Origin of the sequence: Polaribacter sargassicola, assembly GCF_021991835.1 — a bacterium.
GTDB classification, from domain to species: Bacteria; Bacteroidota; Bacteroidia; order Flavobacteriales; family Flavobacteriaceae; genus Polaribacter; species Polaribacter sargassicola.
The window spans coordinates 62,653-76,948 of sequence record NZ_JAHDAU010000012.1 but is presented as its reverse complement, the minus strand read 5'-3'; the positions used below and the strand labels follow the sequence as shown (position 1 = coordinate 76,948).

Below are 14,296 nucleotides of genomic sequence, written 5' to 3'. Positions count from 1 at the left end.
CTACAGATATTCAAAAAAAATCGATTCCTGTTGTATTGCAACAAAAAGAAGATTTGGTTGCTTTAGCAAAAACAGGAACCGGAAAAACGGCTGCTTTCGGCTTGCCTTTATTGCAGTTGATAGATGTTACAAATACCCACATACAAGCTATTATATTAGCGCCAACTAGAGAGTTAGGGCATCAAATACATGCCAATTTGGTTTCTTTTGCAGCAGAAATACCTGATATTTCTATAGCGGCTGTTTGCGGAGGAATCCCAATTAAACCACAAATAGAACGCTTAAAAACACCTACACAAATTGTAGTAGCCACTCCTGGGCGTTTGGTAGATTTAATAGAAAGAGAAGCCATCAACGTTAAAAATGTAAACTATTTAGTTTTAGATGAGGCCGATGAAATGGTTACTGCCTTAAAAACAGATTTAGATAGTATTATAAAAGCGATACCTAAAAAATGTAGAACTTTATTGTTTACAGCAACCTTATCGGGTGCTATTAAGCAGTTGGTAAACAACTACATGTCTAAAGAAGTGGTTTGGGTAGATGCAGATATGGCTACCGTAGGTCATCAAGGTATCGATCATCAATATGTAGTGGTAGCACCCATAGAAAAGTTAGACGTTTTACTCCATTTTTTAAGCACAAAACCCAACCAAAGAGGAATCATTTTTTGTAAAACAAAAGCCGCTGTTAATAAATTGGCTAAGAATTTGGCCATCAATAAATTTTCTTCTGGGGCTTTACACGGTAGTTTGACTCAAGGGATTAGAGACCGAATAATGAATCAGTTTAGAGAAGGCCACATCGATATTTTAGTGGCAACAGATTTGGCAGCAAGAGGGATTGATGTTAAAGAAATTGCCTATGTAGTCAATTATCATTTACCAGATACTTACGATGCTTATGTACACAGAAGTGGTAGAACGGCAAGAGCAGGAGCCAAAGGACTTTCTTTAACTATTTTACAAGAAGAAGAGGTACAAGACATTGCCGATTTTGAACAAGAATTGGGCATTTCTTTTGAAAGATACCAAAAAGCAGATGCTAAAAGCATCGAAGAAAATAAAACGCTTTTATGGGCGAAAAAAATCTTTAAAACTAAACCGAATCGTGCCATTTCTGGCGATTTAAAAGGACAAGTAAGAACGGTGTTTCATCACTTAACCAAAGAAGAGTTGATTGATAAAATATTGACGCTTCATTTGGCAGAAAGCAAACCGAGTACATTAAAAATAGACGCACCTAAAAAGCGTAAAAAATAAAAGACATGGCAAACGAAATAAAAGACCAAGCAGCAATATTGCAAAAACTGAACATCAGTCAGTTAAATAGCATGCAAGAAGAAGCCATTGCAACCATTCTTAAAAACGATAACACTATTTTATTATCGCCAACAGGTACAGGAAAAACATTGGCTTTTTGTTTGCCTTTATTAAAAACATTAGATCCTACTATAAAAGAAGTACAAGCACTTGTTTTGGTTCCGTCTCGTGAGTTGGCCATTCAAATAGAACAAGTTATCCGTTCTATGGGTTCTGGTTATAAGGTAAATGCAGTTTATGGTGGTAGACCCATGTCTAAAGATAAAATAGAATTAAAACATGTGCCGGCTATTTTAATAGGAACTCCGGGTAGGGTTGCCGATCATTTTGCAAATGAAAGATTTTCTAAAGACTTTATAAAAACCTTAATTTTAGATGAGTTTGATAAATCTCTGGAAGTGGGTTTTGAGTATGAAATGAGAGGAATTATCAATCAATTACCAGCGGTAAACAAACGTATTTTAACTTCTGCGACACAAGGAGTCGAAATTCCGGATTTTGTAGGTTTAAAAAAACCAAATACGGTCAATTATCTAAAAGCAACTACGTCTAAATTAGCCATAAAAACAGTTATTTCTCCTGCTAAAAACAAGTTAAATACTTTATTACACTTGTTAAACCATTTGGGAGATCAACAAGGAATCATCTTTTGTAATTTAAAGGATACAATTAATACGGTCAGTACTTTTTTAGAAAGTAAAAATATAAGACATGGTTGTTTTAGTGGCGGAATGGAACAAAAAGACAGAGAGCGTTCTTTAATTAAGTTTAGAAACGGAACCAACCAGATTTTAATTGCAACAGATTTGGCTGCAAGAGGGATTGATGTGCCAGAAATGCAATACATTATTCATTATCAATTGCCTTTGGCTATAGAAGAATTTACACATAGAAACGGACGTACAGCAAGGGTTGCAGCAGAAGGAACTGCGTATGTTTTAAAGTGGAAAGAGGAAAGTTTGCCAGACTTTATTAAAAATGCCGATGTGGTTAATATTAGTAAACAAGCAGAAAGAAAAGCCCCTTATTGGGAAACCTTGTTTGTTTCTGGAGGTAGAAAAGATAAAATATCTAAAGGAGATCTTGCTGGTTTGTTTATCAAACAAGGTAATTTGTCTAGAGAAGAATTGGGTAATATAGAGTTAAAGCAAGATTGTGCTTTTGTAGCAGTACCTATGGCAAAAGCAACTACATTGGTAGCAGATTTAAATAATACGCGTTTAAAAAAGAAAAAAGTAAGAGTTACGGTGTTGTAAATTTATAATTGCACATTGCGTATTCATTAAAAAAATCATCAAGTAATTGATGGTTTTTTTGGTTTTAAATGGAATGTACTTTTCTTTAGATGCATTTTAATACAAATTTGGCTTCTAGTAAAGAAAGTGCAAACGGAAGTATTAAAGAATTATCTGATGAAAATAGCGGTGATTTTTATAGAGAAAATAGTTGTTGAGAAAAGGAATTGCGCAATGTGAATATTGTGTGCATAAGTTAAAGGTGTTTTTTAATTTAAATTTACTATCTTTACAGCGTGATAGCGCTGTTTTTATGGTTTTTTATACACAATTATGTAAATATTTTTTTAAAACCCTTAAAACTGGTGGAATGATATTTTTAAAATTGGATTTAAGACCTAAAAATAGCCAAATAAAAAAGCCTTAAAAATGGCATTTTAAGACTTTTTATAAAACGGTAACACTTTTAAAGGTGCTGTGTTTTGTTATTCGCATATCAAAATTACAATTCTTTTAAAAGTTTACCAAAAATTATTTATTAATTTTTAAAGCAGGCTGCCATCCTGCATTTGGTAAACGGTATGACTTAGCACATTACAAACTTCTTATTCAGTACAGCTAGTATGGTAATTTATCTTGCAAATTCCGGCAGGGTAAGGCAAATAATTGTGGAGGTTTTCTTAGAAACGGAGAGGTGTCGTTGCAATACCCTCTTAAAATAAGTTATTGCTATTTTATAATTTAAAAGAATATTAATATGTCCATAAAATTTAAGACAATAGAGAGGTTAAACCCTCAAGATGTTACTGCACCAAAAAAATATTATGCAGCAGTAACCGCAAACGGAAGTGTAGATTTTGAAACTTTAGCAGAAATGATTTCTGAACAATCAGCTTTATCGGAAACCGATTGTTTGGCTGCGCTAAACATTTTAGAAACCAATATTGTAAGAGAGCTTAAAAACGGACGAATTGTTCGTTTGGGAAAATTGGGTAATTTTCAAATAAGTTTAAGTTCAGAAGGTTTTGATACACCAGAAGAAGTAGGAGCGTCTGCCATTACCAAAACACGTGTATTATTTAGACCAGCAAAGAAGTTACGATCTCTGCTAAAAACGGTTACATTTACTACGCAAACTTAGCGTAAAATTATAAAAAACCAAGTCGGTTTTTTATAGCCCAAGCCTCAATAATCGATGATTATTGGGGCTTTTTTATGCGTTTTTGGCCCATATGCGTCCGTACGCAACTTTTATCGCGTACTGATGCAGTTGAAGTTGCGTCTTGATGGAGTAAAAGTTGCGTCAGGACGCATCTGAGAAAAGGTCAATTTGCATAAAAATGCGTAAAATTTGGGCTGAAACCCCTTTTTTTCTAAAAAAAAACCTTGAAAATCACTCGAAAATTGGACTAAAATCACCCTTTTTTTGAGTGAAAATTGGAGTGAAAAAGGCTTTGGTTTTGACTGAAAAATCATGAAAAATAACTCGTTTTTTACAGTGAAATTTGGCTTTTTAAATTATAATTATTTGAATATTCTATTAGAATTTAGAACATGTTTTAATGTAAATTGTTTTTTTTTTTTAGTTTATTATGTATTTCTTAAGAAGGGGGGTAATAAGTTTATAGTTGATAACTATATAAACTTTTAATAAAAAACTTGTGTATTGCTTGGTGAATGGAATAAAAACAAATATTTTTATGGTAAAAAATTGTTTTAACACCTATTAATTTCATTAGGTGTATTATTTCTATTTGGTAATATTTATGAGTAAATTAACTGTCATTGATTTTTTTTGTGGAGCTGGAGGTTTTTCTGAAGGTTTTAAACAAGTAGGTTTTGAAATTATTAAAGGTTACGATAACTGGCAACCCGCTATTAATACCTACAACCATAATTTTGGAAATAATTCTAAAGTTACAGATATTTTAAAGTTTAAAGATTCCTTAGAAGAAATAGATAATTTACCAAATACAGATGTTATAATTGGTTCACCTCCTTGTGTATCATTTTCAAGTTCAAATAAGTCTGGTAAAGCTGATAAGTCTTTAGGTTTAGACTTAACAAAATGCTTTTTAAGAATAGTAGCTGTTAAGAAACATAAAAAAGGTTCTGTTTTAAAAGCTTGGTTTATGGAGAATGTAGCTAATTCAAAAAAATACATAAGCCAAAAATATTCTTTTAAAGATCTAGATCTTTCTGATTGGGCTCTTATAAATGATAAAGATCCTAATTCAGAGGCTTTAAATCTAAAAGACAATACAGAGATAATTAATTCTGCTGATTATGGTTCATATCAGGCAAGAAAAAGAGCTATTTCGGGTGAAATTATTTCAACTAAAAAATTTCATATTCCAAAACCAACACATTCAAATATTGAAGGTGATAATTTAGCATATTGGAATACATTAGGTGAATTAATAAAAAATACAATATCTCCGATATTAAAAGAATCTAATTTAGAGATACAAGATCCTGTTTATAAAGATATTAAATTAAGGCAAAGTGATCTTACTGATCATTTTTATGATAGTGGTTTATACCAAAGTGAATGGCGTCAATCTAAGGAGCATAAAACAAATCACTATTGTATGGGGAAAATGTCATTTCCAGAAAATCTTAATAAACCTAGTAGAACAATTACTGCAACAAAAAGTGGTACTTCACGTGAAGCATTAATTTATAAATCAGAATATAACAGAAAAGGTAATGGTGAATATAGAACACCCACTGTTCGTGAGGCTGCTAGTATTATGGGTTTTCCTTATACATATCAGTTTCTAGGGAGTATTAATTCTAAATGGAGATTAGTAGGTAATGCTGTTTGTCCATCGGTCAGTAGATCATTAGCTAATGAAGTTCTGTTTAGTTTGGGTATGAAATCGCCTAAAAAACTAAAATTAAATAAAAAAGTAGATATTGATGAAGTTGAAAATCTAAATGATTTTAAAGAGAAACCATTTGATAAACAACCTAAAAGGACTAAGAATTCAAGATTTAGAAGACATCCGATTAAAGCAGGAAACTTAACGGTTACTTTATCAAATTATGATATTGAAAAGAAATCAAAAGCAAAAAATAATTGGTTTACATCAATTCAATATGGTACAGGTATAAATTTTAAAAATCAGGATGTTCGAGATGGTTTCTATCAAGTAATTGAACCTTTGTTGGTTAAAAATAAAAAAGGAAAACAGTTTGTAAAAATAATCAATAGTGGCTTTTCAGAAAAAATTGCTGATGCTTCTACTTTACAAAAAATGTATGAATTACAAGAATCTAAAGGGAACTTTAAAGAACCAACCGAATTAGTGAGTGAAATAAATATAATCATTAAAAAAATAAACTTAGATAATAACTTACTTAAACAAAAAGATAGAAAAATCTTTGAGTATAAAGATGAAGTTCCAGTGGAACAATTATTTGCCTTATATGCAATAAACAAAATCGCTTCAGTAGCTAACGAAAAAGAAAAAATGAATGCCAGTAACATTATTAAACAATTATCCGGAAAATAACTTAGAAAAAAGTATTACTAAAAAAGATAATTCTCCGCTTTATGGAGAAATATGGCTATACGAGCAATTTCTAAAATTTAATAAAAACAAATTTTTAGAAAATGAATCATGGTTTTTAAAACATGATTATAATTTGTCAACTCATCCAGCAAGTAAAAAAAAGGTTGAAGGTCAAATAGATTTCGTTGTATTATCAAAATATGGGATTTTAATTATTGAAGTAAAAGGAGGTGGCTTAAGAGTTGATGAAAGTGATAATTATTTTTCTTATGACAGAAAAGGAGAATTTAAAACACAAAATCCATTTAATCAAGCAAAAGAATATACTCATACATTAAAGCAATTGATAGATGAAGGTATATTTATATATAGAGCTGTTGTATTGCCTCATGAAGCAGGTTTCGTGTTAAAAGGTCCTCAACTAAGAGGTTATAATAATTTATTTTTTTCAAAAAAAGATTTTACAAACTTTAACGAAATAGAAGATGAAAAGGTTATCAATAAAATTTTCTTTGATTTTTTAATAGATTTAGCTAAAACATCGAGAAGCAAAATTATAAAGGAGTTGAATCCAAGTTGGCCAAATGATAAGATAAATAATAAGAGATTTGAGAAGTATCCTGAGCTATCTTCAAGAAAAATAAAATCTCTAAGATCACAACTTTTTCCATCTCAATCTTCATATGGGTATAATCCCGAAAGAATTAATTCAGAAATTATATTAAAAGAAAATTATGAAACTTTAAAAGGTTTAAGTAGAAATAGAAAGGTAATCATTCAAGGTGCTCCAGGAACAGGAAAAACTGTTTTAGCAAAAAAATTTTTAGCAGAACATATTTTAAAGCAACAAAAAGGGATTTATTATTGTGCAAATAAACTTATTAAGTCCAAAATAGAACATTTAATTTTAAGAGATTATGGGGTTAATGATGGTCTAATTGATTTCAAAGTTTATTCTGAAAACATCAAACTTGAAAATTTATCAAATGAAATTGATTTTATCATATTCGATGAAGCTCAGGAGTATTTTAATAAAGGATTATTTGAGTTAATTGAAAAATTAGAGAGAGAAAAGGAATTTCCGAAATTCTTAGTTTTATATGACCCTAAGCAAACTATAATTTATAATTTTAGCGATATATCTTTTTATACTGATTTTTATATAGATAATGGGTTTACTCATTACTTGTTTGATGAAACATATAGGTGTGGTCAAAATGAAAATATTATAAAAATTTCTAATGATATATTGAATAGTAAAGAAATAAAAGACATTCCTAATACTATAAAAATAGTAGATCAGCTTAAAGTAATTAAAGAAATAATTGACGAAACAAAATTTTTAAAATCAGAGCAAGTAATTTTAGTTCACAGCTCTTTAATAGATAGTTTTAAAGAAATAGCAAAAGATTATTTTAATAAAGATTTAGAAGAACTCATTGAGAAAAATATTAATATACCATCTTCTAAAATTAGGTTTACAACACCAATTAAATATAGAGGCTTAGAAAATAAAGCGGTGTATTTAATAACGAATAACTTGGACGAAAAATCAAAGGTTCAAAATTATGTTGCGGTAACTAGAGCAATGGAACATCTAAAGATTGTTTTATGGAAAGCATAGTATTTGAAAAAATCCATAATGTCATTATTGACTTTTTAGGTGAAGAAAAAAATGATAAGTTAGAAATTATAGGGTCTTGGTATTTTCGATTTTTATGTTCAGAAAACCATAAGTTTAATCTGTACTTACCTTATTACGATAAAGATTTTTCTTCATTAGCATTTAATTATATAAGGGCTTTTACTTTTGTATTTAACCTGTTAAAAGAAAAAAAGCTTACAGAATACTCAGGTACTTGTTTATTTGATATATTCAAACCAATGCAAAATAATCAAATGGCAGACTTAACTTTAAATTACAAGAAGGTTAAAAACGATGTTATTGTTTGGGGGAAGGCAGAAACACTTACAAAATTAGATGCTTTTTTACCTGTTTTTGATGAAGAGGAGTTAATCCGAGTTAATAACCCAAAAACAATTAGAAATACTTTCAAATTATTTAAAAGTATTCGCAATTATAGGCTCATTGATTACCCACAACTTATTGAAATTGAAGATAAAATATTGTCTTTTAGTAGGGGAGGAAATGTCAATGATGAAATCATTTCTGAAAAAAAAATATATATTGAAAATGTTTTAGATGATGATTCTGCTATGGATATTGAGGATGAGTTGTTGGAAAAAAAAATTAAAAATAGTCTTTTAATAAAATACCCTTATTCTAAAAACCCACATCCTTATTTAATTGATGTTGCTAAAAAGAAATTTAATTTAATATTTAATAATCGTTTTGTGTATAATGAAATTTCAGAAAATGATCTTTTTTTATTATTTAATGAAAATAATATTGCTAGTAATTTAAAGTACAACGTAATAGATACAAGACATAGCAAAAATTTATATGATTCATTTAAATCTTTTAAGTCAGACTGGACTTCATTAGAGTTAAATAAATTTACTACACCATTTCCTAAATATTGGTTGCTTTTTGTTAATAAATCTCTAACTAAGGATCAATGGCTAGAGCAATTTAAAAAAGATTTCCCTGCAGTTGCTGAAAGGCCAATAATAAATACAGTTGAAATAATAATAGAAGAGTTAGTAAAATTAAACTGGATTGAAAATAGTTTTACAAATGAACCAAAAATTCTTTTTCCTGAATTAAAGAGTAATAGAAAAAAAAGATTAGAATCTATATTTAATAATTTTAAAAACTATGTAAGTTCTATTAATCCTAAAATAGAATTTATTAACTCTATTGAAGAGAGTGACTATAAAGATGTTACCGTTTTGGATTCATTCAACATAATTGATTTAGTAAACAAAAATCAGAACGCTAAGAACAATATTAATATCGTTGTTCCTGATTTTTTATATTATGGATACCAACCTTGGATTAAGTTTCATTTATTTAATTATCAATCTGCACCATTATTATCTAAAATAAGGGAAGAATTAGATGATAATTATTCTGAGAATAAAGATAAGTTAGAACAGCTAAAAACTAAAATTATTGGAGAAATAAAAAATGATTTAAAAGTTTATAGAGATAATTATAAGGAAGATATTCTGGAGGAAATAGAAGATGAAACAATACCAGATGAAGAAGATTTAGAATATACTAATACAGAGGAGACTGAAAATCATGACAACGAAGTTGAGAAAGAGAATTATTGCATTTTAATAAATGAAAATGCAGCTAACAGATTCGAAGTTGTATCAACTCAAAAAGTTTTATTACAAAAAGATTCCTTGTTGTATATAAAGGCTGCAGCCTTAAAAATTGGTGATTTTATAATTACAGATTCAAATATATCAGATTTGTACAAATCTGATAAGCTTTATGATAAACTTGTTAGTATTCCTGAAAATGTATTGAATTATCAAAACCAGTTAAATAAGAGGTCAAACGTTTATCAAGCTTTAAAAAGAAAAGGTATTTCATATCAACATCAAAATTATTTTGATAATAATTATTTGTTAGCTCCAGGCAAAGAGCATAATTTTAGAATTCCAAGAAGAAAAAAAGATTGGGAAATAATTTGTGAATATTTAAATATTAATCATTCCGATCAGCAATTATCATTTATTGCCTATTACGGTAGAAGTAAGCAAAATGATTTAAAGCAATTATATAAATCTATTATTAATTTGTTAATAGAAAATAATTGGCTAGGTACTATTGAAAATCCCGTAATTATTAATTCAGTATCTACAATTCTTAATCAAGAAAGTGAAATTTTCAAGTCCACTAACGAAGATGAAATTACAAATATTGCAGAATCTATTATTTCAACAATAATAAGCCAGCTTACTTTCATAGAAATAAAAACCATTAAGACTCTTAAAAATGAATAAGTTTATAGAGAAAAGAGATAGCTTAGAAAGCTATGTTAAAGAACAAGTTATAGGTCCTGGTGCCTACAATAAAAAATATTTCTTTCTTAAAGATTGGAAGAAATCGATATATTCAGATAAAGATTTATCTGAAATACCTGCATTAGAAAATTTTGATGAAGTAATACCAGAAGTTCCTGCATACCAATATAGCTCTGCTATTTTATTTCCATTAACAACCCAATCTAATGAAGGTAAAAATATTAAACAAGAAGAAAATGAGGAAGAAGAACAAAATGAAGAAACAAGTGTAAATACATCTGCAGATGATGATGATATAATTGAGGATACTTCTTCCAACGTAGTATTAACTCAACAAAATTATCCAACAACTTTTGGTATTTCATTTGTTTTTGATAATAATAAGAATATTAATCAAGATTTAAAAGTTTCATTATCTTATCGCAAGTATCAGCGTATTTCTAAAAAAAATCTTTTACAGAATAAAATAGCAATACAGGTTAAAGAATACAAAACAGAGATTAAAGAAATCGTTGAAAAATACCTTAATTCGCTTTTTTCGATAGAAAATAAAAATTCAAATATATTTATTTTACCTCGTAAAATTTTTGATCAAACCGAAATTTATAACATAGATTATAATTTGATAAACCATTATGTTGATAAAGAATTTATTCCAATTTTAAATAATACATTTAATAATGAGCTGGTAGAACTAAATAATACAAATCAGGTAAGATATTTTGGTTTAGGGAATAATCAATTCTACTCTATTTCAGCTTCTAAATATAATCACACAAATGTTTATACAATATTTACCGATTCAATATCTGACTTTATTCAAAAAGAATTAGAAAAAGGAATATTTAATTATAGTAAATATAAGGCCTTAATAAAAGAATTAGAGATTTATAATCAGTTAATACAAATTACAACAGATTTAAAATCAATTTTAAAGAAAAAAGATACTGTACCTATTTGGAAGTCTAAGAAGTTTATTAAAGAAATAAGCTTACCTATTGTTAAAAGAGATTTAATTCAAAGAGAGAACCGTAAATCTGTAGATGAACAGGATACAGAAAGTCTACAATATTATGTTCAGTATTATATCCCAAATCCGGACGATAATAAAGTTTATGTAAAGCTTTTAATTGAAAACATTAATGAGTATAAATTAAAACTAAATGAGCCACCTCAATTAAATAAAAAAAACAAAGCAAATGAGTTGTCTTTTTTTGGTGTTGAGTTAACAATTCATGAAACTATTGAAAACTCATTGCTACAATACAATCCACCACAATTACTTGACTTTGATGAAGAAGATAGTTTTAATAAACTGATATATAGAAATTATATAGACTATGGTGAAGGCTATAACACATCGGTAAATTGGGGTAAAACTAAAGATAATCTAAATTTTATTTCTTCAGAGTTTTTACCAACACAAGAAACCCCTTCTGTAGATTTTAAGCCAAGTAAGGTTGTAGATGGGGAAATTAAAGATAGATTAGAGGACGATAATATTTTATCAATGCGCTATTTGTCAACTTTAAGTAATTCTATAAAGACAGATGTTATTGATGGACTTAATTCGTTTATTGATTCGTATGGTAATGAAAATAATATTAGTTGGATTAAAGACAAGCAAGAAGCATTAGATAACGAAAGCCTTGATGATAAGTCAAAAGGTTTATTAAACAAGCAATTAGAAGCCTGCAGAAACGATTATAAGCGTTTAAAAAGAAACATTTCATTATTAGAAAATAATGATGAAGCTTTAGCTGCATTTAGAACAATGAATACAGCTATGTTTATGCAATTGCATCATAGCATAAAATCAAAGGGTAAAATTCCATTTGTTCCAAATAATGAAGATGTTGAAGCGTTTTATTCTGAAGAAATAGTTACAGATAAAGAAGGTAATGTAACCGAATATAAATGGCGTTCTTTTCAATTGGCATTTATTTTACTTAATGTAGATGCTTTTGTAAAACCAAAGGAAGGAGATAATACTGTAAAAGATCTATTTGATTCAGGTTGGCCAGAACGTAACGAAATAGCAGATTTGGTTTGGTTCCCTACAGGTGGTGGTAAAACAGAGGCTTATTTAGGGATTATTGCTTTTGCAATTTCATTAAGAAGGTTTACAAAAGGTGAACTTGGCTATGGTACAACGGTATTAATGCGTTATACTTTAAGAATGTTAACCTTACAGCAGTTTCAAAGAGCAACCTTATTAATCTGTGCGTTAGAAGTAATAAGAAAAGATAATTTTACTTTGCCTAATAAATTATCATTAGGAGATGAAAGAATTACCATTGGACTTTTTGTAGGAGGAGACTCGCTACCTAATTATTGGAATCAAGGTGATAAATCTATGATAGGTGAATTACAGAAAATTTCTGATTCAATTACAAACAATCAACCAATTTCTACTAGTTTACCTTTTACAGATTGTCCTTGGTGTGGAGGTGATTTATTTAAAGATGCTGCTTTGAATAATGTTCTGCCAAATCATAGGAGAGAAATAGATGGTGGTGGAAAATATAAGCCAACTTCAATAGAATCACAGTTAAATATTTCTTGTAATACAGATGGATGTACTTTTCATAGTAGAAGGTCTTCGAATACCAAAAGTCTTCCACTTAGGCTGTTTGATGAGGATATATATAAATACCCACCAACTTTGTTATTTGGAACAGTAGATAAATTTGCAGCATTTGCAAATAATGTTTCTACAGTGGCTAGTGGAAGAAATAAAGATTCTCAAAGATTAATTGGTAAAGGTTATGATGGAAGAAACAGGCAACGAAATGTATTGCCGCCAGAACTAATTATCCAAGATGAGTTACACTTGTTATTAGGGCCTCTAGGGTCTTCCGTTGGCTTATTCGAAAAAAGTATCGATTATTTATGCACTTATCCAGATGAAGATGGAAACAAAATAAAACCTAAAATAGTTACATCTACTGCTACTACAAGAAATACGGATAAACAAATATTTGCCCTATTTAATAGAAGATCAGAAATTTTTCCTAAGCAAGGTATTACCTGTGATGATTCGTTTTTTGCATTTTATAAAAGAAAAAAAACAGCAATAGAGACTTATGAATCTAAAAGAAAATATGTTGGAGTTTTACCCATAGGGAAAACACAGGTATGGATGCAATTGCGTATTATTTCAATTACTCTAAGCCATAGATTAAAGTACTTTAAGGAGAAGTATACAATTGATCAAGTATTTGAAAATCCTACGATTTTGGATGAATTGAAAAAAGTGTTTGATTATTTTCATACTGTTTTAGCGTATTACAACAGTTTAAAAGATGTTGGTAAAGCACAATCTCAATTAGATCATTATTTACCTGGAGATATAAGTTTTATAATAAAAAACACAATTCCTTGGAGTTTTCTAGATAGTATAATTAGATCCGATGGTGAGATTAACTATTCGGAGCTTACAGGTCGATTATCTGGAGAGGAGGTTAAAACGAATTTAGCTGAGATTGAGAAAAAATGGAGTTTATTAGATAAAATAGATAATGGAAATAAGTTTAAGTTAAACAAAATAAGCAATCCAGAGTTTATTATAGCTACAAATATGATTTCTGTGGGTATAGATGTATCTCGTTTTAACACCATTGTCATTAACTCTATGCCTAGAAACATTGCCGAATATATCCAGGCTTCTAGTAGGGTTGCTAGAGACGAAGATGGTATTGTTTTCACAGTGCATCATCCGTTTAGGTCTAGAGATATTTCGCATTATCAAAAATTTAAAGAATTTCACGAAAAATTTTATAGTTACGTCGAACCTATATCTGTAACTCCATTTGCAAGTAAAGCATTGGATCGTTATTTGGCTATGTATGCTATTGTTATTATTAGGCACAATGAAATATTAGGCTTAATGAATAACGATTCTGCACGAGAAATTGATAACGATAAAATTGAAACTATTAAAGGTTTAATTAATGTAGAAATTCAAGAAGTGTATAATAATTCTTTGAAATTAGATGAACACTTAAAAACTAGAGAAGCAGGAGTAACTTCTACAATAGATGGTATTATCTCACAAGAAGAAGTGGATGACATTAATTTTAAATTAAATGAATTACTTAATAATTGGATAGGTTTAATTGATGGGCAAGAACCACCTGTAGAATTAAACTATAGAATTCATAACGAGAGGTTGCGATCACTATTTACAAGTGCAAGTGATGGCAACCGTTGGAAAGTATCCCATTCATTAAGAGAGATAGGAGCTTCTGCAGTAATTAAAACTGTTCAACAATAATAA

General features: G+C 29.1%; 7 protein-coding genes. All 7 read left to right on the top strand.

The features are described from left to right. The coding region (locus KI686_RS15065) for a DEAD/DEAH box helicase (RefSeq protein ID WP_237590164.1) at positions 1-1,262 on the top strand (1,262 nt) is incomplete at its 5' end. A 5-nt stretch (positions 1,263-1,267) separates the two neighbouring features. Next, on the top strand, positions 1,268-2,578 hold the full coding sequence (locus KI686_RS15060) for a DEAD/DEAH box helicase (protein WP_237590163.1): 1,311 nt from the start codon (positions 1,268-1,270) through the stop codon (positions 2,576-2,578). A gap of 736 nt (positions 2,579-3,314) precedes the next feature. Further along, positions 3,315-3,698: an HU family DNA-binding protein gene (locus KI686_RS15055; RefSeq protein ID WP_237590162.1), complete on the top strand. Its 384-nt coding sequence runs from the start codon at positions 3,315-3,317 to the stop codon at positions 3,696-3,698. 625 nt (positions 3,699-4,323) lie between these two features. Next, positions 4,324-6,075: a DNA cytosine methyltransferase gene (locus tag KI686_RS15050; protein ID WP_237590161.1), complete on the top strand. Its 1,752-nt coding sequence runs from the start codon at positions 4,324-4,326 to the stop codon at positions 6,073-6,075. After that, positions 6,038-7,699, top strand: a complete 1,662-nt coding sequence (locus KI686_RS15045) for an NERD domain-containing protein (protein WP_237590160.1) — start codon at positions 6,038-6,040, stop codon at positions 7,697-7,699. The genes KI686_RS15050 and KI686_RS15045 overlap by 38 nt, the downstream gene beginning before the upstream one ends. Then, entirely contained in the window at positions 7,687-9,996 is a 2,310-nt protein-coding gene (locus KI686_RS15040; protein ID WP_237590159.1) for a hypothetical protein, read from the top strand. Before KI686_RS15045 ends, KI686_RS15040 begins: the two co-directional genes overlap by 13 nt. Beyond that, complete coding sequence (locus tag KI686_RS15035) at positions 9,989-14,293, top strand: helicase-related protein (protein ID WP_237590158.1); 4,305 nt, start codon at positions 9,989-9,991, stop codon at positions 14,291-14,293. Before KI686_RS15040 ends, KI686_RS15035 begins: the two co-directional genes overlap by 8 nt. Positions 14,294-14,296 lie beyond the last annotated feature (3 nt).